This window comes from Bradyrhizobium sp. WSM471 (genome assembly GCF_000244915.1).
Taxonomy (GTDB): domain Bacteria; phylum Pseudomonadota; class Alphaproteobacteria; order Rhizobiales; family Xanthobacteraceae; genus Bradyrhizobium.
In genome coordinates this window covers 4,186,375-4,207,676 of record NZ_CM001442.1, presented here as the reverse complement: position 1 = coordinate 4,207,676, position 21,302 = coordinate 4,186,375, and the positions used below count along the sequence as shown (strand labels likewise).

At 64.2% G+C, this 21,302-nt stretch carries 23 protein-coding genes; 6 read left to right on the top strand and 17 right to left on the bottom strand.

Going from position 1 to position 21,302, the window contains the following annotated elements; all coding sequences use genetic code 11:
* The first annotated feature begins 17 nt into the window (after positions 1-17).
* The gene (locus tag BRA471DRAFT_RS18600; protein WP_007609940.1) at positions 18-1,004 is read left to right on the top strand and encodes a DUF808 domain-containing protein; all 987 of its coding nucleotides are present in this window, start codon (positions 18-20) and stop codon (positions 1,002-1,004) included.
* Positions 1,005-1,034: 30 nt separating this feature from the next.
* Here BRA471DRAFT_RS18600 and BRA471DRAFT_RS18595 read toward each other — a convergent pair whose 3' ends face one another.
* Both BRA471DRAFT_RS18595 and BRA471DRAFT_RS18590 read right to left on the bottom strand, forming a co-directional pair.
* Positions 1,035-1,538, bottom strand: coding sequence for a cupin domain-containing protein (locus BRA471DRAFT_RS18595; RefSeq protein ID WP_007609939.1), 504 nt, complete (start codon positions 1,536-1,538; stop codon positions 1,035-1,037).
* Between the two features lie 21 nt (positions 1,539-1,559).
* Complete coding sequence (locus BRA471DRAFT_RS18590) at positions 1,560-2,039, bottom strand: carboxymuconolactone decarboxylase family protein (RefSeq protein WP_007609938.1); 480 nt, start codon at positions 2,037-2,039, stop codon at positions 1,560-1,562.
* Positions 2,040-2,096: 57 nt separating this feature from the next.
* Between BRA471DRAFT_RS18590 and BRA471DRAFT_RS18585 the strand changes: the two genes are divergently transcribed.
* Positions 2,097-2,618, top strand: a complete 522-nt coding sequence (locus tag BRA471DRAFT_RS18585) for a MarR family winged helix-turn-helix transcriptional regulator (protein ID WP_007609937.1) — start codon at positions 2,097-2,099, stop codon at positions 2,616-2,618.
* Between the two features lie 27 nt (positions 2,619-2,645).
* Here BRA471DRAFT_RS18585 and BRA471DRAFT_RS38920 read toward each other — a convergent pair whose 3' ends face one another.
* From BRA471DRAFT_RS38920 to BRA471DRAFT_RS18575, 3 genes are all read right to left on the bottom strand, one after another.
* Positions 2,646-2,822, bottom strand: coding sequence for a hypothetical protein (locus BRA471DRAFT_RS38920; protein ID WP_007609936.1), 177 nt, complete (start codon positions 2,820-2,822; stop codon positions 2,646-2,648).
* Positions 2,823-2,907: 85 nt separating this feature from the next.
* Complete coding sequence (locus BRA471DRAFT_RS18580; protein WP_007609935.1) at positions 2,908-3,159, bottom strand: hypothetical protein; 252 nt, start codon at positions 3,157-3,159, stop codon at positions 2,908-2,910.
* 72 nt (positions 3,160-3,231) lie between these two features.
* Complete coding sequence (locus tag BRA471DRAFT_RS18575; RefSeq protein ID WP_035974993.1) at positions 3,232-3,492, bottom strand: hypothetical protein; 261 nt, start codon at positions 3,490-3,492, stop codon at positions 3,232-3,234.
* A 135-nt stretch (positions 3,493-3,627) separates the two neighbouring features.
* Here BRA471DRAFT_RS18575 and BRA471DRAFT_RS18570 point away from each other — a divergent pair, with 135 nt between their 5' ends.
* The gene (locus BRA471DRAFT_RS18570; RefSeq protein WP_035974082.1) at positions 3,628-4,857 is read left to right on the top strand and encodes a lytic murein transglycosylase; all 1,230 of its coding nucleotides are present in this window, start codon (positions 3,628-3,630) and stop codon (positions 4,855-4,857) included.
* A 6-nt stretch (positions 4,858-4,863) separates the two neighbouring features.
* On the opposite strand, the gene BRA471DRAFT_RS18565 is transcribed toward BRA471DRAFT_RS18570, so the two are convergent.
* The 3 genes from BRA471DRAFT_RS18565 to recJ all read right to left on the bottom strand — a co-directional run bounded on the left by BRA471DRAFT_RS18565 (position 4,864) and on the right by recJ (position 8,466).
* Complete coding sequence (locus tag BRA471DRAFT_RS18565) at positions 4,864-5,661, bottom strand: aldolase (RefSeq protein WP_007609931.1); 798 nt, start codon at positions 5,659-5,661, stop codon at positions 4,864-4,866.
* A 109-nt stretch (positions 5,662-5,770) separates the two neighbouring features.
* A complete protein-coding gene (locus BRA471DRAFT_RS18560; RefSeq protein WP_007609930.1) occupies positions 5,771-6,580 on the bottom strand; it encodes an SDR family NAD(P)-dependent oxidoreductase in 810 nt (269 codons plus the stop codon).
* Between the two features lie 44 nt (positions 6,581-6,624).
* Positions 6,625-8,466 carry a single-stranded-DNA-specific exonuclease RecJ gene (gene recJ, locus BRA471DRAFT_RS18555; protein ID WP_035974991.1) on the bottom strand — a complete coding sequence of 614 codons (1,842 nt, stop codon included), beginning with the start codon at positions 8,464-8,466 and terminating at the stop codon, positions 6,625-6,627.
* 277 nt (positions 8,467-8,743) lie between these two features.
* Between recJ and BRA471DRAFT_RS18550 the strand changes: the two genes are divergently transcribed.
* Complete coding sequence (locus tag BRA471DRAFT_RS18550; RefSeq protein WP_007609928.1) at positions 8,744-9,820, top strand: methyl-accepting chemotaxis protein; 1,077 nt, start codon at positions 8,744-8,746, stop codon at positions 9,818-9,820.
* Positions 9,821-9,980: 160 nt separating this feature from the next.
* Here BRA471DRAFT_RS18550 and BRA471DRAFT_RS18545 read toward each other — a convergent pair whose 3' ends face one another.
* Positions 9,981-10,967 (bottom strand): helix-turn-helix domain-containing protein, encoded by a 987-nt coding sequence (locus BRA471DRAFT_RS18545; RefSeq protein WP_007609927.1) that lies wholly within the window; start codon positions 10,965-10,967, stop codon positions 9,981-9,983.
* Positions 10,968-11,468: 501 nt separating this feature from the next.
* Here BRA471DRAFT_RS18545 and BRA471DRAFT_RS18540 point away from each other — a divergent pair.
* Positions 11,469-12,476 (top strand): formylglycine-generating enzyme family protein, encoded by a 1,008-nt coding sequence (locus BRA471DRAFT_RS18540; RefSeq protein ID WP_007609917.1) that lies wholly within the window; start codon positions 11,469-11,471, stop codon positions 12,474-12,476.
* A gap of 162 nt (positions 12,477-12,638) precedes the next feature.
* On the opposite strand, the gene BRA471DRAFT_RS18535 is transcribed toward BRA471DRAFT_RS18540, so the two are convergent.
* The 6 genes from BRA471DRAFT_RS18535 to BRA471DRAFT_RS18510 all read right to left on the bottom strand — a co-directional run bounded on the left by BRA471DRAFT_RS18535 (position 12,639) and on the right by BRA471DRAFT_RS18510 (position 17,666).
* Positions 12,639-13,397: a sulfite exporter TauE/SafE family protein gene (locus BRA471DRAFT_RS18535; RefSeq protein WP_007609915.1), complete on the bottom strand. Its 759-nt coding sequence runs from the start codon at positions 13,395-13,397 to the stop codon at positions 12,639-12,641.
* 129 nt (positions 13,398-13,526) lie between these two features.
* On the bottom strand, positions 13,527-14,501 hold the full coding sequence (locus BRA471DRAFT_RS18530) for an HlyD family secretion protein (protein WP_007609913.1): 975 nt from the start codon (positions 14,499-14,501) through the stop codon (positions 13,527-13,529).
* Positions 14,498-14,707, bottom strand: coding sequence for a DUF1656 domain-containing protein (locus BRA471DRAFT_RS18525; RefSeq protein ID WP_007609911.1), 210 nt, complete (start codon positions 14,705-14,707; stop codon positions 14,498-14,500). The genes BRA471DRAFT_RS18530 and BRA471DRAFT_RS18525 overlap by 4 nt, the downstream gene beginning before the upstream one ends.
* A complete protein-coding gene (locus BRA471DRAFT_RS18520) occupies positions 14,704-16,749 on the bottom strand; it encodes an FUSC family protein (protein ID WP_007609909.1) in 2,046 nt (681 codons plus the stop codon). The genes BRA471DRAFT_RS18525 and BRA471DRAFT_RS18520 overlap by 4 nt, the downstream gene beginning before the upstream one ends.
* A 101-nt stretch (positions 16,750-16,850) precedes the next feature.
* On the bottom strand, positions 16,851-17,324 hold the full coding sequence (locus BRA471DRAFT_RS18515; RefSeq protein ID WP_007609907.1) for a hypothetical protein: 474 nt from the start codon (positions 17,322-17,324) through the stop codon (positions 16,851-16,853).
* A 15-nt stretch (positions 17,325-17,339) separates the two neighbouring features.
* A complete protein-coding gene (locus BRA471DRAFT_RS18510; protein ID WP_007609905.1) occupies positions 17,340-17,666 on the bottom strand; it encodes a hypothetical protein in 327 nt (108 codons plus the stop codon).
* A 102-nt stretch (positions 17,667-17,768) separates the two neighbouring features.
* Here BRA471DRAFT_RS18510 and BRA471DRAFT_RS18505 point away from each other — a divergent pair, with 102 nt between their 5' ends.
* A complete protein-coding gene (locus tag BRA471DRAFT_RS18505) occupies positions 17,769-18,701 on the top strand; it encodes a LysR family transcriptional regulator (RefSeq protein WP_007609896.1) in 933 nt (310 codons plus the stop codon).
* 27 nt (positions 18,702-18,728) lie between these two features.
* Here BRA471DRAFT_RS18505 and BRA471DRAFT_RS18500 read toward each other — a convergent pair whose 3' ends face one another.
* Positions 18,729-19,733: a 4-hydroxythreonine-4-phosphate dehydrogenase PdxA gene (locus BRA471DRAFT_RS18500; protein ID WP_007609895.1), complete on the bottom strand. Its 1,005-nt coding sequence runs from the start codon at positions 19,731-19,733 to the stop codon at positions 18,729-18,731.
* Positions 19,730-21,292, bottom strand: a complete 1,563-nt coding sequence (locus tag BRA471DRAFT_RS18495; protein ID WP_007609894.1) for a tripartite tricarboxylate transporter permease — start codon at positions 21,290-21,292, stop codon at positions 19,730-19,732. The genes BRA471DRAFT_RS18500 and BRA471DRAFT_RS18495 overlap by 4 nt, the downstream gene beginning before the upstream one ends.
* Positions 21,293-21,302: the final 10 nt, after the last annotated feature.

The window sequence follows — 21,302 nt, the reverse complement described above, 5'->3', positions numbered from 1 at the left end:
TCGAAGGAACAGGGTTGATGAGTGCCGGACTGATTGGTCTTCTCGATGATATCGCGGCGATTGCAAAGGTGGCGGCAGCCTCGCTCGACGATGTCGCGGGCCAGACGGCCAAGGCGGGAGTAAAGGCGGCTGGCGTGGTCATCGATGATGCAGCCGTCACGCCGAACTACGTGATCGGCTTTGCTTCGAAACGCGAACTGCCGATCGTGGGTAAGATTGCGGTTGGGTCACTCCGCAACAAATTGCTGATCCTGCTGCCCATCGCCCTGTTGCTTGGTTATTTCCTTCCCGCCGCGGTTACGCCGCTGCTCATGCTGGGCGGAGCCTTCCTGTGCTATGAGGGCACCGAGAAGGTGCTCGAGGCCGTGATGCCGCATCATGCGCACGACCACGAAACTCAACGCCAGCCAGCGGCGTCGAATGCGCGGTCACTTGAGGACGAGAAGGTCGCAAGCGCCATCAAGACGGATTTCATCCTATCGGCGGAGATCATGGCGATCACGCTGGCAGCCGTCCCGGCAGGCAGCATCTGGACCCAGGCACTCGTGCTGGCGCTCGTCGCCATTTTCATCACGGTTGGTGTCTACGGCGTGGTCGCCCTGATCGTGAAGGCGGACGATGTCGGCTTGGCCCTTGCGCGATATGACGGCGCCTCGGTCATTGGCGGCGCAATCCGCTTGCTTGGACGTGCGCTCGTCCGCGGCATGCCTGCCTTCCTGGCGGTGCTGAGCACCATCGGCACCGCCGCCATGATCTGGGTCGGCGGCGGCATCATCCTGCACGGCATCGAACAATATGGCCCACCAGTAGTCGGCCATACGGTCCATGCCGCGACCGAAGCTGCCGCGCGCCTCCTTCCCTCCATCGCCGGCATCGTCGAATGGTCAGTCGAGGCAGCCATCTCAGGCGTCATGGGGCTCCTTGTCGGCGCAGTTGCGATACCCGCCGTCGCATACGGTCTTTCACCGCTATGGAAACGTGTGAAGCGATCACAGCCTACGTGAACAACGGCGACTTCGGATTGCGAGCGCCAGCTACTCCAGCAACGTCGTCAGCTGCGCGCCCTCGTCCGCCACGAACACGGCGATCAATTCAGCCGGCTCCGTGGTGCTGGCATTGGCCGAGACCAGATGCGTCGAGCCGGGCGGCTCGAAGAAGGACTGGCCGACGCCGAACGTCTCGACCGGACCGCCGCCGAGCTGGGAGCGGATCTCGCCCTTGGTGATGTAGGCGGTGACGGATCCCGCGTGACGATGCGACCGCGAGAACCCGCCGGGGCCGTAGAACACGCGCACGATGGTGACGCGCTTGCCAGGTACGTTCGGCAGCGCGTAGGAGCCGATCGGCTCGACCTTGTCGAGCGGCGAGCTTTCGGCGGCGGTGGCGCAGACCGGCGAGAGTGTGCCGGAAATGGCGTCCATCGTCACCAGCAGCGCCTTGCCGATCGCAAGCGCGCAGGCGAGCCCGCCGACGACGGCGATCGCCATCGAGCGCGATGGCACCGGGCGCGGTAGGGTGGGCAAACACATTGCTGTCATCATGTTCTCCCTTCGTTGCAATCAGGATGCCGCCGCATTCGCTGCGACCGGCCGCTTCGCCGGTGTCCAGCGAAACGCCGCACCAAAACGGTTCCAGACGTTGATCGAGGCGATCGCCGAGGTCAGGTACGTCAGCTCGCTCTCGGAGAATTCACGGCTCGCCTCGGCGTACACGTTCTCGCCGACGCCGTTGGGCAGGCAGGTCAGCGCCTCGGTCCAGGCCAGCGCGGCACGTTCGCGCGCGGAAAAGATCGGCGCCTCGCGCCAGACCACGACCAAATTGAGCTTGTCGACGGGCACGCCGATCCGCTCCGAAAGCAGGATGTGATGCTGCAGGCAGAAGGCGCAGCCGTTGATCTGCGATGCGCGCAGCTTGACCAGTTCGAGAAGCTGCTTGTCGAGGCCAGCCTTGGCCGCCACCTGGCCGAGCGCCAGCACCAGCTCATACGCATCCGGCGCGATCTTCTTGAAGTCCTCGTATTCGCTGCGGGCGTGTGACATTGCCGTTCACCTCGTGGTATTGTAAGAGCGCTGAGACATTATAAGAGCCCTTACATCATGCGCAAGCCGGCCGACATCACGAGATCGCAACCGCGGCGGAACACCCCCACGGCTGCCCCGGCGGTTCGGGTACCAGCACCAGGGAAAGGCAAGCGCGGCGAACAAGGCTATCTCGGCTATCTGCTGCGCCAGGCCCACGCCGCAGTCCGTCTGACGATGGAGCGGTCGCTGGCCGATCTCGGTGTCACCTCACCGCAATTCGCGGTGCTGACCATGCTCAACGCCTATCCGGGCCTTTCCGGCGCCGACGTCGCCCGCCTCACCTTTCTGACGCCCCAGACCGTCGGCGTCATCATCCGCAATCTCGAACGTGACGGTGCGATTGCGATGACGCCCCATCCCGTCCACGGCCGCATCCAGCAATGGACGCTGACGCCGCGCGGCGCGACGCTTTTGAAAGCGTGCCGGGAACGGGTGATTGCGTTGGAAAAGCGCCTGGCCGCCGGGCTCGATGCCAGGGCCGAAACAAGCATTCGCCGCTGGCTCGCAGGCATCGCGGCCGATTTGCAAGAGGACTAGGCGAAGCGCGTTCGCCGCTGGTGGGACCTAGTCACCTCCTCCGTCGCCGCAGCCGCCACCGTCCGAATCCGAGAAGTCACTGACTGCGCCGTCGCCTTGAATACCGCGCCCAAAGTTCTCCGCGAGGATCATCAGGATCACGACGAACAACCCGGCGCCGAACGGCCAGGGATTGGCGCAGATGATGTCGAACAGCTCCTGCATTCACGGATTGTGCGCAGACGGAAGCAAACCGACCGTAAAGTGACAGGCTCAAAATTGGGGATATCCGACCCGTTGCGGGCGCGCCCTACCCGCCCTTCAACACTTTCTTAACTTCGCCATCAGGCCAAGCCTCGCCCGCTGCGATCACCCGCACGCGGCTTTGATCGGCGTCATTGACCAGCTCATGCGAACTCACCTGGTCGCCGCTTCGCTCCAGGTGCAGATCGGTTTCGGGCTTCCAGCTCAGCGTGGTCGCGAGATCGCCGGGAAAGATCTGCCATTGCGAGCCGTCGTCGAGCTCGACGACATGGCTTTCCGCATGCGCGCGTATCTTCATTCCACCCCGAATTCTCGATGAATGGACTGCGTGCGACGGCGGGCCCCGGCGATCGGCCGGGGCCCCACTTCATCAGTCGTTGTCGTGATGAATCACGGTCTTGCTGCGATTGCCGAATTCATCTTCCTTCTTGATCACCGTGGTGCGGTCGGCGGGCTCGCGCTCCCTGATGACCGTGGTGCGGTCGCGATCGCGGTCCCGCTCACGATATTCGTGAGACTGTCCGACCGTCACGCCGGCACCGACCGGGCCGACATGAACGCCGACTTCGTCGGCAAACGCGGGCGCGGCGATGGCGGTGACCATGGCGGCGGCAAACAGATATTTCCTCATCTTCTCCTCCTCCAAATTGGTGCTGGGGGAATGCGGGAGTGCGACAGTTTGTTCCGGGGAACGCGGGGCCTTCGTCTCTTCCTCCAGTTCCAGGAACCGGGTCACAGCCGCCATGTTTCCCGCTAGAATGGGTCCATGAAACACGCTGATTCCATGGCCTCTCGCAGCCGCCGCGCTCTGCTTCGATCCACGCTGGGCGCAGCCGCACTCATCGCAATCCCAACGCGGATCCTGGCCGCGCCTCCAGGCTTCGAGGAATGGCGCGAGGGCTTTCGCGCGCGTGCAATGGCCAAGGGCATCTCGGCTGCGACCTGGCAGCGCGCGATGGCGCGGGTCGAGCCCGACATGAGCGTGTTCAAGCAGATGCGCAACCAGCCCGAATTCCATGAGCAGGTCTGGCAATACATCAACCGCCGCGTCTCTGACTGGCGCATCATCAACGGCAAGATCGCGCTGAAGAACAACGAGGCGCTGCTTGCACGCATCGAGCGCGATTTCGGCGTCGAGCGCGGTACGCTGCTGGCGCTGTGGGGCGTCGAGTCCGCCTATGGCGATCCGCTGGTGCAGCAGAACCACATGACGCCGGTGTTTCCCTCTCTCGCCGCCCTCGCCTGGAACGAGCCGCGCCGAAAAGCCTATTGGGAGACCGAGCTGATCAACGCGCTACGCATCGTCGACAAGGGCTGGAGCACGCCGGAGCAGATGCAGGGATCCTGGGCCGGCGCGATGGGGCATTCGCAATGGATGCCGGAAGTCTGGCTCAATGTCGGCATCGACTATGACGGCGACGGCAAGGTCTCGCCGTTCGGCAAGCCCGACGATGCGCTGGGCTCGACCGCAAAATATCTCGTCAACCGGGGCAAATGGCACCGCGGCGAGCATTGGGGCTACGAGGTGCGCGCGCCCGGTGAGATGAGCGGCACCCGGACCTATGCGGCTTGGCAGGCGGCCGGCGTCACCCGCGCCGACGGCCAACCGTTCCCGCAAGTCTCCGCATCCGCGCAGATGTGGACCCCGGTTGCTGGCGGACCGACGTTCCTGTTGGGACCGAATTTCAACGCGGTGAAGAGCTACAATCCCTCGATGAACTATGCGCTGGCGATCTGCCATCTCGGCGACCGCTGCCTCGGCGCCCCGCCCTTCATCCAGCCGTTCCCCGGCTCCGAGCGCGCGCTGACGCTCGCCGAGGTGCAGGAGATGCAGACACGCCTGACCAAGGCCGGTTTCGACACTGGCGGCACCGACGGCCGTGTCGGCAACGACACCATGAAGGCAATCAAGGATTTTCAGCAGCGCGCGGGCATCACGCCCGCGGACGGCTATGGCGGGTTGAAGGTGCTGGCAAAGCTGCGGCAGGGGTCGTAGGCAGGCTCAGTGCCTATATTGCGGCTCTTCCGCATCGAGCTGCCGCCGGATTGCAGCAAGATGCAGCCGCGCGGATTCGGAATCGCCCTCGCGCATCTGCCTGTAGGTCTCGGCCGCAATCGCAGGATCGACCGGCAGCACCTGTCGCCCCGTCGACATTGCCAGCACCTGCACCTCGGCGGCGCGTTCGAGATAGTAGAGATCGTCCCAGGCTTCCGCGATGGTTGGGGCCAGCACCATCACGCCGTGATGCTTCATGAAGATGATATCGGCATCCCCAACGGCGGATGCGATGCGCGCGCCTTCGCGGTTGTCGAGTGCGAGGCCGTTGTAGTTGCGGTCCACAGCCGTGCGACCGTAGAATTTCAGCGCGGTCTGGCCGGCCCAGATCAGCGGATCGCCCTCGGTCATCGACAGCGCCGTGGCGTAGGGCATGTGGGTGTGGAAGGCGACCTTGGCGCGCGGCAGGCGCTTGTGCATCTCGGCATGGATATAGAACGCGGTCGCCTCGGGCACGCCCTCGCCGTCGAGCACGTTGCCGTGGAAGTCGCAGATCAGAAGTTTTGACGCGGTCAGCTCGCGGAAGGCGTAGCCGTAGGGATTGACCAGGAAGAGGTCGTCATGGCCAGGCACCACCGCGGAGAAGTGGTTGCAGATGCCCTCCTCAAAGCCGTTGCGCGCAGCCATGCGGAAGCAGGCGGCAAGATCCTCGCGCGCGCTGCGGATCGCATCGCTCGCGAGATCCGGACGGTTCGAGCGAAATGTTGCGGGCGTGGATGACGAAGAGTGAAGGCTGTGCGCCATGGCGGGAGGACACCTCTGTCGGTCGGAGGACGCCCGCGTTGTACAGGGACGACGCTTGCACGTCAGCCCCTGCGGGCGCCACCCTGCCCTTCGCGCCCCGCGCGGCGGCTTATTGCCGCCGTGGCACGCCACCGGCGTTTATGCCGCCGTCGATGACGAGCTCGCTGCCGGTGACGTAGCGTGAGGCATCTGAGGCCAGATACAGCACGCCGGAGGCAATCTCCGCAGCCTGTCCGGCCCGACCCAGCGGTGCGACAAGCCGGGCGCGCTCTTCGGGATCGATCGGTGCGTTCTGGCCGGCGCCTGTCGCGCCGGTCGGGATCTTGCCCCAGATCGGCGTGTCGATGATGCCGGGATGGACGGAGTTGACGCGGATGCCGTCGCCGGCGGCAGCGCACTCCATCGCGATCGACTTTGCGAACAGCCGCACGCCTCCCTTGGTCGCCGAATAGGCCGACAGCCCGGGTGCGCCGCGCAAGCCCGCAAGCGAGGACATCATGACGATCGAGCCGCCGCCGGTCTTGCGCATCAAGGGCAGGCAATGCTTCACCGAGAGGAAGACGCCGTCGAGGTTGATCGCGTTCTGCCTGCGCCAGTCGCTGAGCGTCATGTCGACGATCGAGGGCACGGCGATGCCGATGCCGGCATTGGAGACGAGAATATCGAGCTGGCCAAAGCGCTTCGTGATCTCGGCTGTGATCTCGATCCAGCGCTCTTCGCTAGTGACGTCCTGCTCCAGGAAAATCGCCTTGCCGCCGGCCTTGGTGATGCGATTGGCGAGCTCGGGGCCGCGCAGCTCGTCGATGTCGGTGGCAATGACGATGGCGCCCTCGCGCGCGAACAACTCGACGACGGCCTCGCCGATGCCGGAGGCCCCGCCCGTCACCAGCGCGACCTTTCCCTCAACCTGCCCTGCCATGTTCACTCCCTTTTTTGCTATTCGTTTTTTGTTGTTTGCCGGGCCTATCTAATCATGGATGGTCCCTGGTCGGGTAGCGCGACGTCGATGACGCGGAATTGCACACGCTCGGCGCCCTGATAGCGATCGACCGACAATGATCCCGCGACATGCAATTGCTGGCCGCGATTGGCAACGAGCGCGTTGCCGAGCTTCTGTCCGATCGAACGGAACGCGATGCCGTTGACGATGGCACCGTCGCCCGACTTGAAGCGCAGCCTCAAATGTGCCTGCCCCACCTCGTCGGCATAGACGAGCTGGTGCGCCGGCAGCGCCAACACGACTTCCGGATTGCCGCTGCCGAAGGGACCAGCGCGGTTGAGCGTCGTTGCAAGCTCGGTGGTCACCGCGCGCGCGGAGACCGCGCCGTCGATGTAGAGCTCGTTGACGTGGCGCGCCTCGGCAACGTCGCGCGCCAACGCATGCTCGAGATAGGCGCGAAATTCGGCGAGCTTTTCCTTCCGCAGCGTGACGCCCGCAGCCATCGCGTGGCCGCCGCCCTTGAGCAGAATGCCGTCGGTGACCGCCTGACGCACTGCCTTGCCGAGATCGACGCCGGCAATCGAGCGGCCGGAGCCGGTGCCGATGCCGCCGGGCTCCAGCGCGATCGCGAAGGCGGGCCTCGAGAACTTCTCCTTCAACCGGGATGCAACGAGACCGACCACCCCCGGATGCCAGCCTTCGGAGGCCGTCACGATCACGCCGATCTTGTCCTCGAGTCCGATCGAGGCCAGCGCCTCGGCTTCGGCCTGCGCTTCGGCGGCCTGCTCGATGATCCGGCGCTCGCTGTTGAGGCGGTCGAGTTCGGCTGCGATCCGCGCGGCCTCGACGCTGTCACCCTCCAAAAGCAGCCGCACGCCGAGGTCGGCGCGGCCGATGCGGCCGCCGGCATTGATGCGCGGTCCCAGCATGAAGCCGAGATGCCAGGCCTCCGGCGGGCCGTTGAGCCGCGCCACATCCATCAGCGCGGTGTGGCCGACATGGTCGCGGCGCCGCATCGCGATCAGGCCCTTGGCGACGAAAGCGCGGTTGAGACCGATCAGCGGCGCGACATCGGCAACCGTGCCGAGCGCAACGTGATGCAGCATGCCGAGCAGGTCCGGCTCGGGCATCTCCGCATTCCAGAAACCGCGCTGGCGTAGTTCACGATTGACCGCGACCAGCGTCACCAGCACGAGGCCCACGGCGGCGAGATGGCCGAGACCGGAGAGATCGTCGAGCCGGTTCGGATTGACCAAGGCGTCGACCTCCGGCAATTCCGTGCCGGCCTGATGATGGTCGATCACGACGACCGACATGCCGAGACGTTTTGCTTCGGCGAGCGGCTCGATGCTGGTGGTGCCGCAATCGACGGTGACGAGCAGCGTGGCGCCCTTTTCGGCCAGCGCACGCACGGCTTCCGTGTTGGGCCCGTAGCCCTCGAAGATGCGGTCGGGAATGTGGATCAGCGGATCAAGCCCGCAATGGCGCAGATGCCAGGTCAGCAGCGCCGCCGAGGTCGCGCCGTCGACATCGTAGTCGCCGAAGATCGCGACCTTCTCGCCGTTCCCTGCGGCATCCGCGATCCGCTTCGCGGCGGCCTCCATCTCCGTCACCGTGAACGGGTCCGGCAGAAGCTTGCGTATGGTTGGATCGAGGAAATCTGCGACGGCGTCGCTGTCGACACCGCGGCCTGCCAGCACCCGCGCCAGCAGCTCGGGCAGTTGGTGGCGCTGCACGATGGCAAGCGCCTTCGCCGCCCCGCGCGCATCCAGCCGATCGCGCCAGAGCTTGTCGGTGAGCGAGCGCGCCACCCCCAGGAACGCCTGGGGCGCTTCGACAGGCAAGGCGGTGGCGGGCGGCGTCATGAACATCGGTCGGTTTGAGGAACCTGGAAGCCGGAGGTATTGCATCCTCCGGCCGATGGCACGATTGGCTCGCAATCCCCCGGGATTTGCAATGTCTGCGCCGCACAAAGCGGTGGATTGCCGCTTTGCTACGCGCACTGACTATCATTTGAGCATTCCGCAAAACAGCAAATTAAGCAGGCGTTAGGCGGAATCTTCGAAAAAGAAATGTATTCGATCTGTAGTGGTTGTTCCGGGTTCGTTGCAGATCAGACCTCATTGCCAAGGGAAGCCCCCGATGTCTGCTGCGCTGGGTCTCAAAGCCAAGCCGATCGCAAATGAACCCGCTGATGATGAGTCCGACATCTCCGCGCTGATCAATCGCCTCACCGCGGAGGTCAACCAGATCGCGGTCGACAAGACCAAGGCGATCCAGCAGATCACCAACCAGATGAAGATGCTGGCGCTGAACGCGCTGATCGAAAGCTCCCGCGCCGGCGCGCAGGGCGCGGGCTTCGCGGTGGTGGCGCAGGAGGTCCGCGGCGTCGGCCAGCAGGTCGAGGCCATCGCCCGCGAGCTCGAAAGCCAGCTGACGAAACGGACCGGCGATCTCGTCTCCTCGATCGACCGGATGAGCCAGCGCTCGCGCGGCGAGCGCATGGTCGATCTCTCGCTCAACGCCATCGAGTTGATCGACCGCAATCTCTATGAACGGACCTGCGACGTGCGCTGGTGGGCGACCGATTCCGCGTTGGTCGATTGCGCGGCCTCGCCCGACGGCGCGGCCGTGTCCCATGCCTCGCAGCGTCTCGGCGTGATCCTGGGAGCCTACACCGTCTATCTTGACCTCTGGCTCTGCGACCTCGACGGCAACGTCATCGCCAACGGCCGCGCCGACCGCTTTCGCACCGTCGGCCAGAACGTCGCCCACACCAAATGGTTTCGCGAGGCCAATACCCTGCGCTCGGGCGACGACTATGTCGCCGGCGACGTCGAAAATCAGCCGCTGCTCGGCAATGCCCAGGTCGCGACCTATTGCGCCAGCGTCCGCGCCGGCGGCCATGCCAACGGCGCGCCAATCGGCGTGCTCGCCATCCATTTCGACTGGGAGGCACAGGCCCGCGCCATCGTGCAAGGCGTGCGCGTCGGCGACAGCGACAAGGCGCGCGTGCTGCTGGTCGATTCCAATCTTCGCATCATCGCCGCCTCGGACGGCCAGGGCATCCTCAGCGAGCGCATCTCGCTCTCGCTGGACGGCCAGCGCTCCGGCTTCTATCAGGACCGCTCGGGCACGCTGGTCGCGTTCCATGCCACGCCGGGCTACGAAACCTATCGCGGGCTCGGCTGGTATGGCGTGATCGTCTGCGGGGCCTGAAGCTGGAGGCGGCCTGCCTATCCAACTCAAAACCGTGAAAACAACCCCATGCACAGTAGCCATCTGGTTGTTTTCATGACGGTTTTTTTCGCCGTTTCACGCCGGCAAAACACCGGCATGCATGCGATCATGGCGTCGGTCGCGGTCCGGGCCCAGAGCGCTAGGCTCTGGCGATGTCGTCTTCGACTGGCTGCAGCATCGTAATTCCAAGCGTTTGCGACGGACGCTCCCCGAACATTGCAAAGTAATATTGCGAAAACCGGCCGAGTTCGTAAAAGCCCTGCTGCATGGCGACGGCTGTCACGGTGGTCGAGCCGGGTGCGCTCTGGTGCAGGATGGAGTGAACAGCGCAGAGACGCTTGTGCCTGAGGAAGCTGGCCGGACCGAGGCCGAATACCTCCTGAAAGGCGCGGTGCAGGGTACGCCGCGATACGCCGAGCACCGCGCAAATTTCCGAAACATGCACCGGACGCGTGCCGGCGTCGTCGAGAAACTCCTCGACCTTGCGGACCAGCCGTCGCGCGGAAGGCAGCCAGCCGTTGCCATCGGGTGGCAGCGACGACGCGACGTTGGCAGCCATGCATTCTGCGATCGATCGCTTCCAGAACTCGGCAGTTGATGGCGTCAACCCATGTTTGTTGTCGCGCAGGTGCGACATGATCCGGACCAGGCGGCGCGAGGCGATCGCGCCGGTCTCGATGTGCGCGCGGAAATGACCGCGGCTGCGCCATGTGTCGGGGTCGCTCAGCCGTGCTTCTCCGCCGAACAGCGTCGCGACCTCGTTGAGGTCGAACCGCATGGCGGCGTAGGCGGAGCCGCCGTGAAAAACACCGTCATGTTCGAGCCGCGGCGGAATGACGAGCACATCGTTGAGCTGCATGTCGAACGACCAGTGGGCGACGCGCTCTTCGGCCGCAAGCAGCATCCCGATGATCAGTCTGTCGTCGCTGGAAACCCGCTGCGTGCGCATGCCGACGTTGAAAGCACCAATGCTGAGCGAGAAGTCGCCGATGCCGACATGGGATAACGTTCCGCGCAACCGACCGCGGCCGAGTTGCATCACATCGACATGCGAGCCGTGGACGGCCTGCTGAAGACCTTCGAAACCATCCAGCTTGCGCGAATCAACCAGAAGGAATTGCCCCATGGCTGTACCGTGTTACTGAAGCGCGACAATTCTGCGGCAGGCGATAGCGAAGCACCACCACAACGCGAGGTGGGTGCGACAAGCTGGGTTCGCGTTTTGAGGCAAATCATCGTCGAGTTTGTTGCAAGATTTGCCGCTGAAGTGCCTCTGCGTTGGGGATTTGCGTCATGGGGAATTAGGTCTCACCAACTACCCACGCAGACTGGCACAATCTGCACATCACAGCCGTCCAATCTTCGGATACCGTTTACAACCTTAGCGATATTCAGCGGACGCGCTCTGCGGATGGCAGAGCGGACGCGGCATGGATTTGCCGCGTGCTCGAAAACGTGCGTGCAAAGGAAAGAGATGTTGACGCAATGCAGCGTCCTCCTCTCCCCCGAGCGCCAAAAAAGAGGGGACCAGACAATGCGTCTAATGGGCAGGGCAAAGAGCTATCGTCGAAATCTGCCAGAGTTAGCGCAGTAGATCAGGTGGAATGCGCGTAGCGGAGCTTCCACCATGTTGCGAGCGGATCTGGATCACTGCGAGTGGTTGCCGGATGATTTGAAGACCGGCGAGATGGTCTTCATTCCCGGCGGAACCTTTCGCATGGGATCCGACCATCATTATCCCGAGGAAGCGCCGAGCCATCGCGTCGCTGTCGACGGCTTCTGGATGGACCGCACGCCGGTGACGAACCGGCAGTTCAAGCAGTTCGTCGACGCAACCGGCCATGTCACCGAGGCGCAGGTCGTTCCCGATCCGAAGGACTATCCAGGCGCGCTGGCGGAGATGCTCTACGCGGGATCACTGGTGTTCTCACCGCTGCCGCACATCACCGATCTCACCGATTGGAGCCAGTGGTGGACTTTCCTGCGCGGCGCCAACTGGCGTCATCCCTATGGTCCCGGCAGCAACATCAAGGACCTCGACGACCATCCCGTCGTCCATGTCTCCTTTAGCGATGCGGCAGCCTATGCGCGCTGGGCCGGCAAGGACTTGCCGACGGAGGCGGAATGGGAATCTGCGGCGCGCGGCGGCCTCGAGGCGGAGGAATACGCCTGGGGCGATGCGCTGATGCCGGGCGGCAAGCACATGGCCAATATCTGGCAGGGCAACTTCCCCGTCCAGAACCTCGGCGAGGATGGGTACGAGCGTACCTCGCCGGTCATGGCCTTCCCGCCGAACGGCTACGGCCTCTACGACATGATCGGCAATGTCTGGGAGTGGACCGTCGACTGGTGGTCGTCAAAACACGCCGCCGACGCCGCAAAGCCCTGCTGCATCCCCAAAAATCCCCGCGGCGGCGGTGAGCACGCAAGTTACGACCCGCGCCTCCCCGACATCCAGATTCCGCGCAAGGTCCTCAAGGGCGGCTCGCACCTCTGCGCGCCGAACTATTGCCGCCGATATCGCCCGGCCGCGCGGCACGCGGAGCCGGTCGATACCTCGACCAGTCATGTCGGGTTCCGCTGCGTGGTGCGAATGTCGTCTATAACCGAACGCCAACAAGGACGTGCAATCTAGCGAGCGCCGCTGGTGGAGGCCGGCGTCAGCGTGCGCTCCGCGCGTCGGACTACTTCGATGCACAACTTCATCTATCGGCGATCACCTTGCGGAGGTAGCAATGCACTCGGGCGGGCTCCGACAGCACGGGCAGCACGCGCCCGCGCAACCATCCTCCGGTCTTCACACGAGATAGCCGGACACGCCGTCCCACAGCAGCTTCAATGCGGTGATAACCAGCAATCCGTAACAGGCCCGATAGATCTGCCGCTGGTCCAGCTTGCCGTGCAGCCGCCAGCCCAGCCAGACGCCACTGGGAATGGCGAGCAGGCATATCGCCATCACGATCCAGACGTTGCCAGCCGGTCGCACCAGCAGAAGCCAGGGCACTGCCTTGGTCGCATTGCCGACGGTAAAGAACAGGCTCGTCGTTCCCGCATAGATCTCCTTGCTGAGGCCAAGCGGCAGCAGATACATCGCCAGCGGCGGTCCACCGGAATGCGCGACCATCGTGGTGACGCCGGAGGCGAGACCCGCCGCAACCGCCTTTGGCGTCGAGCGTGGCTGAATGGTGACCTTGGGGTCGCTCAAGAGCCACACGCCGACAAAGATCAAGGTGACGACGGCCATCACGATCGCAACCGCGCGATGGTCGAGTACGCGGAACAGGACATAGCCGAGACCGATGCCAATCACGAGCCCCGGCAACAGCAGCACGAGATCCGGCTTCGACCAGGTTGAAGCCTTCCAGTAGCGCAGCGCGAACAGATCCATGGCGATGAACAGGGGCGCGAGCAGGCCGCCTGCGGTCACCGGGTCCATCACGAACGACAACAGCGGAATGCCGACGATGGAAAAGCCGCCGCCGAAGGCGCCCTTCATGAAACAGATCAGGAAGACGCCGGCAAAGGCGATCAGGATTGTGGTGACCGTGAGATCCATGTGTCCGTCTCCAACCGTCGTGCCCGCTTTTCCCTTCCGCGAGCATATTGCTCCGACACATATCTCAGTGCAATAGAAACATTGTTCTCGGTACAATATCGACGCCTGAAGCTATTCCAAACGCGGGCATCAGTCGCACAGAGAGGATGAGCCGAACGCAACCTTCACTGCACGGCAAGCGAGCCGCTGCGGAACGGCCGTGCGCTCCTCGTTACCGACAGGATCGGCAGCGAGCGTCGAGCCCAGCACCTCGACGGTTGCGGTCGCTCCGGCCACAAGCTCGCGCCGCTCAACACGATCGAGCGAGATTCGGACCGGAACGCGCTGGGCCAGCCGAACCCAGTTGAAGGTCGGATTGACGCTGGCGAGCAGGTTTGCGCCGGAGCTGCGATCGCGATCCTCGATGCCCGCCGCAACGCCTTCCACGCGGCCGCGCAACGCACGCTCGCTGCCGAGCAACCGCACGCTGACGGCATCGCCGAGATGAATGCGTGGAAGCTTGGTCTCCTCGAAATAGCCCTCGACGCGGAGCGTGTCTGAATCGAGCAGCGCCATCACGCCCTTGCCCGCCGTCAGATAGGTGCCCGGCCGCAACTCCATGTTGGTGACGACTCCATTGACGGAGGCCCGCACCTCGCTGCGCTCGAGATTGAGCTTTGCCAGGCTGAGGTTCGCGACGGCCTCGTCATAGCCCGCCTGGGCCGAGCCCTGGGTCGCGACGACCTGATCGATCCTCTGCTTGGAGACCGTCACATCGGGCGTCAGCGCACTGTAGCGCTTCAAATCGGCGTTGGCTTCGTCCAGCGCAGCGCGCTTGCCGAGCAGCACCGCCTCGGCCTGATTCAGCGCGATGTCGTAGCGCGCCCGGTCGATCCGGAACAGCACCGCCCCGCGCTGGACTTGCTGGTTGTCTCTGACGAGCACCTCGGTGACGAAGCCCGAGACGTCGGGAGCGACCGGGACGACGTCGGCCCTGACGTGGCCATCCCGCGTCCAAGGCTCCCGCATGTAATAGTCCCACAGCTTGTAGCCGGCCCAGAGCGCGACAAGGGCCATGACAGCGGTTAACGAGAAGCGACGTAGCGAATTGAGAGCGGCTTTCATGACACGAAATCCTTGGAAACGAGGATCAGACCGGCGACCAGAGAGACATAGAGCGAAAACTCGAACAGCGCGCCGTGCCAGACGTGGCGATAGAGGCCGGCCCGCGCCATCACCTTGCTCACGATGCGCGCGAGCACATAGGCGACGACACACCACAGCAGCAGGCTTGGAACAATCACGCCAAAGAGATCGAGCTGGTATTTCATGCGGCAATACTCCTCTGCTCCGGCTCATGTGGTTGATACGGAACCGCTCCGGGGAATAGCCCGACGCGAATCCCCGCGAGGCTGTGTAGTGCTTCATCGCGCCCCTGGCCCGCCGGCTCCTGCAAAGTTGCTGCGATCGTGTTGTCGAGCCGTATGAGCAGCTCGTCCGAAAGGCGGCCCTCCGTATGAACGCGGCAAACGGAAGCCAGCCGCGCAAGGAATGCGTCGATTGCCGGGCGCGCCTGCCCGACGTTTATTTTCCGCAGATGGATGACGTTGAGGGCGGTTCGCATTTGACGGAGATTGGCGACATCACTCCTCGCTTGAGCAGGCACCACGGCGATGCGCGTAGCAAGAAGCGCCAGCCGGTGCTGCATAAGGCTGGCAACGGCGACGCCATCCTGCGGTCCCCTGCCCTCGGCGACGGCCGCCAGCGTCGTCCAGTTGCTGCGCAGCAGCCGGGAGGCGATCCACTCGGCGCCGAACAAGCGAACGATGCCGGACACGATACCGGTCAACGCCACGCCGACCATCAGCGCCACGCTGGAATTGGCGAATGAGGAAAAGTCCGCGCTGTAGGACGAATCCAGTGCCAGTTGAACCGAGGTGTAAATCGTCAGCAGCGCGCCGATACGAGCAGTCGCGGGCCGCGCGGCAATCCAGCCGAACAACACGAATGTCGGCAGCAGCATCACGATGACCATTTCGAGCGTCGTAGCCCGGGGCAACAGGCCGAAGCTGTAGATCCCGTTGACGGCGATGACGGCGAGGAACAACGGATAGAGCTTGCGAAACGCAGGGAGGGGATTGTCCACGCCGGCGAACAGGGAGCCGAGGACCGCAGCGAATATCGGGGCGGACGCGCCGTCGGTCCAGCCAGAGGCAATCCAGAATGCACAGCAGACGAGGATCGAAGATGTCGTTGCGGCAGCGGTCCACAGGGCCAGCCCGTGGTCGCGATGAAGCTCGGCGACGCCGACCGCATCAGGCATGAAGGCAAGCCGAACCGCCTCCGGATCGCGGCCCTCAGCAACTGCCTCGCGCAGACGCCGGCAGTCCTGCACGATGTCGACGAGGTTGCGCATCCGGCTCACAAATCCGGCGATGACGATCTCGATCCAGGCGGCGTTCGCGCCGAGCTGCGGCCGGGCTTCGTCGAGCGCGGCCCGCAGGCCGTCGGCCTTCTCTTCGTCCTCGCCGCCATCGGCGAGCCAGCGCGCGACCCTCCTGCTGATGTCGTCAACGTTCCCTTTCGTCAAATCGCGAGCACCGAGCACAACCCGCTGATCCTCGATGGATGCCAGCAGTGGAATCAGCGCCAGCATGTGTTGGCGCAGGCGCTGGAGGCCACGCGCGATGCCTGCGGACCTGCTGGTCTCGTAGGCGAGATGCCAGGAGAGCTGGTCGATCTCGGAGGCCGCTGCAGCCAGCCGCATGCGGTGGTCATTGCGCTCTTCATTGCTGCCACGACCGGTCAGCACATCCACGCCGAGCCGGCGCGCTTCGCCGAGCCAGGCATCCACCTGCACCTTGATGACGGCGGAGGCACTCTGCGGCAGCACCAGTGTCGACGCGATGCTCGCACAGACGATGCCGAGCATAATTTCCTGTACGCGAGAAGACACGATGTCGAAGGTAGCCTCAGGCATCGACAGCACAGGCAGGCCAAGGAGCGCCACGGTGTAACCGGCCAGCATGAACATGTAGCTGCGCGGGGTGCCGTCGATCAGTGAAAGGTACAGACAAAGGCCGACCCATAGCGCGACGGCGAGGCTGAGAAGTTCGGGTGCATTCACGAGATTCGGGATCAGTGCGATCGTTGCGGTCGCGCCGATCAGCGTGCCAAGCATGCGGTAAGCCGCCTTCGACGACGTCGCCCCGGCCAGCTGGTTCGACGTGATGTAAACCGAGGCCATCGCCCAGTAAGGGCGCGGCATCCCCAACCAGAGCGCGATCGAAAATGCCAGCATGGCCGTCGAGAACGTTCTTATTGAAAAGACGAGCGCGGCATGCCGGGCCCAAAATGATGAACGTTGGCTCATGGAGATTCTCCGGTGCAGTCCGATACGTTCACAGTTGGGAGGGAAATTGCATCAGTACAATATACACATTGTACTCGGTGCAATTCGATCGGGCCTTTTGACTAAACAGCGATCCTGTCGAGATGGCTCGAAAGATCGTTCCGACGCTCGATCGCCTGGACGGAGTTCTCGAACGCCTTTTGCAGAACGCTTCTGCCGATGGTGCCGAGCACAAAGCCGAGGACCCAGCCCTTGATGTTCTTGCCTTCGCGCACGACGACAAGGTCGATGTCGGTCATTCCGTCGCGCCGGCGTCGGAAAGCATAAATGTGTCCTGACGCGCCTCCCCACACATTGGAGTCGGTCGTCGTCAGGACGACGCGGTGGGGATTGGACCAGTCATAGTGCAAGCGTTCCCAGATGCCGCGCGAGCCTTCCGTGACGTCTGCATGCTTCAGGCCGAGATGATGCAGTTCGAGATCTTCGTCGGCACTGTTGCCGAAAAGCGTGGAGCGGCCGGGCCCGAAATCGGTCAGCGCGGCAAGGTACTGCTTGGGGGTCAAGGTGGTGGTTCGATGAAGACGGATGGTGGACATCGCTGGCTCCGGAATTCAGTTCGAGGCCGCGCCAGGCTCGCGGATGGACAGGCTGTCGCCAGTCCGGCCAATCTCCAACGCGCCGGCCTCGCTCGCAGCGGAGACAACGAGGCGCTGGCCGGGCATGAGCACCGACACAAAGCGGATCGGCGCTCCGGCCTGTCCGCGCGCAACGGTCGTGACGACGTGGAATCCATCGGGTTCGACGGTGTAATAGGCGACGCCGGACAGATCGCCGATCTTGATGCTCTGCCCTGCGATCGGCTTCAGGTCGCTGGCGTGAGCGGCCCCCCATGAAGTCGTGGTGATGGCGGCTGCGAGAAACATGCTTCGGATCGACATGCGACCCTCCGTTGGCTTGGGCGGCGGGCGGGACGCCCGTCTGCTCCCTTGCCGCAAGACATGGTCAGGCTATGATCATCGATCAAACAGATGGGATCGATAATGGGCATCGATACTGTCAATCTTGGTCATATCGACCTGAATCTGCTCGTACATCTCGGGGCACTTCTCACCGAGCGAAGCGTCACACGGGCGGCGGCCCGCGTCGGCATTGGCCAGTCCGCGATGAGCCACAACCTCGCACGCCTGCGGGAGTTGTTCTCCGACGAGCTGCTGACGCGGGGGCCCGAAGGGATGCGCCTCACCCCTCGCGCGGTCACCCTGCTCGAACCGGTGCAGTCGATGCTGGCGCAGGTCGAGGCGCTCGTGTCGCGCGAGCAGACATTCGACCCGGCGACGGCGGTGCGGACGTTCACGTTCGGATTGCCGGACAGCATGGAAATTCTGTTCATGCCGGCGCTACTCGCGCGCATGCGCGACGTCGCCCCCGGCATTCACCTGCGTCTCTACAATTTCGACGCGTCTCGCTTGCTCGACGATCTCGATGCCGACGAAATGGATCTCGCGATCGGCTACGACGCGTTCCAGCAGGGACAGCTTCACCACAAGCGCCGCAAGCTGTTCACCGAGAGCTATGTCTGCATGTTCAACGCCGGGCTGACCGGCATCACGCCTCCGATCTCGCTCGATGACTACGTGCGGCTTCCCCATGTGCTGACCAGCCTGAGGCCCGCGCGCAACGCCCGCGGCATTGTAGACGAAGCGCTGGAGAAGCTCGGATTGCGTCGTTCCGTCGCGCTGACCACGCCGCGCTTTCTCACGGCGCCCTCGCTGGTGGCGCACGCCCCCGTCATCGTCACGATCCAGGCGCGACTGGCCCGTCGCTTCGCCGCCGACTTCGGACTCAGCCTGAGCCCGCTGCCGATCGAGCTGCGCGAGGTCACGGTCTCCCTGCTATGGCACACGTCGTACGATCACGATCCGGCGCACAGCTGGCTGCGGGAACAGGTGGCGCAGCTGGCTACGGAGCTGTAAGCCGCCGCGCCGCGCGTATCGCGCAGATCAGGCCGCGCGCCGCCCGGCCATCTCTGCCGCGAGCAGCACGGCGGCGCGGCTGGCGCCGATTGATGCGATGCCCTGGCCGGCGATGTCGTAGGCGGTGCCGTGCGCGGGCGTGCAGATCGGGAATGGAAAGCCGCCGAGCAACGTTACGCCGCGATCAAAGCCCATCAGCTTCATCGCGATCTGGCCCTGGTCGTGATACATCGTCAGCACCGCATCGAAGGCGCCCCCCTTGGCGCGCAGGAACACGGTGTCGGCGGGAAACGGTCCTTCGACGACGATGCCCTCGCGCTGGCCGGCTGCGACTACCGGCGCAATAACATCGATCTCCTCGCGGCCGAAATTGCCGCCGTCTCCGGCATGCGGATTGAGACCGGCGACCGCGATGCGCGGCCGGGCGAAGCCGGCATTGCGCATGCAGGCATCAGTCAACTTGAGCGCGCGATGGATACGTTCGCCGGACAGGCGCGCGGCGACGTCCTTGAGCGAGATATGAGACGTCACCCGGGCGTTCCAGAGCCGGTCCAGCACGTTGAACTCGCTTGCGGGGGTTTTGAGACCGACCACTTCGGCGGAGAACGCGATCTCGTCGTCATACTCGGCGCGAGCCAGCCGCATCGCCTGCTTGTTGAACGGCGTAAAGCAGACGGCGTCGACCCGGCTGTCACGGCCGAGTTCGAGCGCGTGCTTGTAGTTGGCAAGCGCGAACTGGCCCCCGGCAAGGCTCGCGATCCCCTGCCTGATGTCGCCGGGATCGAGGTGGCCGAGATCGACGAACAGCGTCTCGCCCTTCGCCGCGCGCAAGTCCACCCCCTGCTCCACTGTTGTCAGCTCCGGCTTGACGCCGGCAACGCGCGCGCCCTCGTCGAAGATGCGGCGGTCGCCGATCACGACAATCCGGCTGACGGCGCGGACGTCGTCCTGCACGACGAGCTTTGCGGTCAATTCCGGGCTGATGCCGGCGGGATCTCCCATTGCCAATGCAATGAGCGGCTTTGCGGTCATATGGTCACCTTCTCTCGCGCGGTCTCTCGAGCTCTCTCTTGGGCTGTCATCTCATCAGCGGACGGCGCAGGCTTGCGCAGCAGGCGCGCAAGCTGCAGCACGAGCGGAAGCAGCAACAGCGCGATGCCGGCCACGATGAGGCATGTCACCAGCTTGTTGGCGAAGAATATCCCGAGCGATCCCTTGGACATCAGCATCGACTGCCGGAACGCGTCCTCGGCCTTGTCGCCGATGACGATCGCGAGCACGAGTGGCGCCAGAGGATAGAACAGCTTCTTGAAGAGATAGCCGACGATGCCGAAGCCGAGCATCATGACGACATCGAGATAGGAGTTCGACACCGAATAGGCGCCGACGACGCAGATGATCACGATCAGCGGCGCGATGATGACGAAGGGAATCCGCATCAGGGCGGCGAAGACTGGCACGGTCAAAAGCACCAGCACGACGGCAACGATATTGCCGACATACATCGAGGCAATCAGGCCCCAGACAAAGTCCTTCTGGTCGACGAACAGCATCGGCCCGGGATTGAGGCCCCAGATCATCAGCCCGCCCATCATGACGGCCGCCGTGGCCGAGCCGGGAATGCCGAGCGAGAGCATGGGCAGAAGCGCGCTGGTGCCGGCGGCATGATCGGCCGTCTCCGGCGAGATGATGCCTTCGACCTCTCCGGTGCCGAAATATCGGCCGCGGCGCGAGAAGCGTCGGGCGATGCCGTAGCTCATGAAGGATGCCGCGGTGGGGCCGCCTGGCGTGATCCCCATCCAGCATCCGATGGCCGCGCTGCGCAGCAGCGCAACGCTGTGCCGCGGCAGGCGGCCGATTGCGCGAAACACCTCCCGCCACTCAATCTTCGACGAGACCGCGCGGGCATGAAACTCCTCTTCGACGGCGACGAGCAGCTCGCCGATGCCGAACAGGCCCATCACCGCGACGACGAAGTTCACGCCCTTGACGAGCTCGTCGACGCCCATCGTGAGGCGCACGCTGCCGGAGACCGTGTCGATGCCGATGGCGGCAATGGCAAAGCCGATCGCCAGCGCGACGATGGTCTTGATCGGCGCTGCCCCGCCCATGCCGACGAAGCTGGCGAATGCCAGGAAATAGACCGCGAAATATTCCGCCGGCCCGAAGGCGAGTGCGACCTGCGCCACCCAAGATGCGAGGAAGGTGATCAGGATGACGCCGATCAGCGCGCCGAATGCCGCCGAGCCGAAGGCGGTGGCGAGCGCCGTGGTCGGCCGTCCGTCACGGGCCATCGGATAGCCGTCGAAGGTGGTGGCGACAGACGACGGCTCGCCCGGGATGTTGAACAGGATCGAGGTCACGGATCCCCCGAACAACGCGCCCCAATACATGCTGGAGAGCAGGATGATGGCAGAGACCGGCTGCATGCCGAAGGTCAGCGGCAGCAGCAGCGACACCCCGTTCGGAGCACCCAGCCCAGGCAGCACGCCGACGAGAATGCCGAGCAGCACGCCGATCACCATCAGCGCCAGATGCGGCAGCGTGATCGCGATGCTGAAGCCGTGAAGAAGTTCTCCAAGATTGTCCATCGGCCTCCCC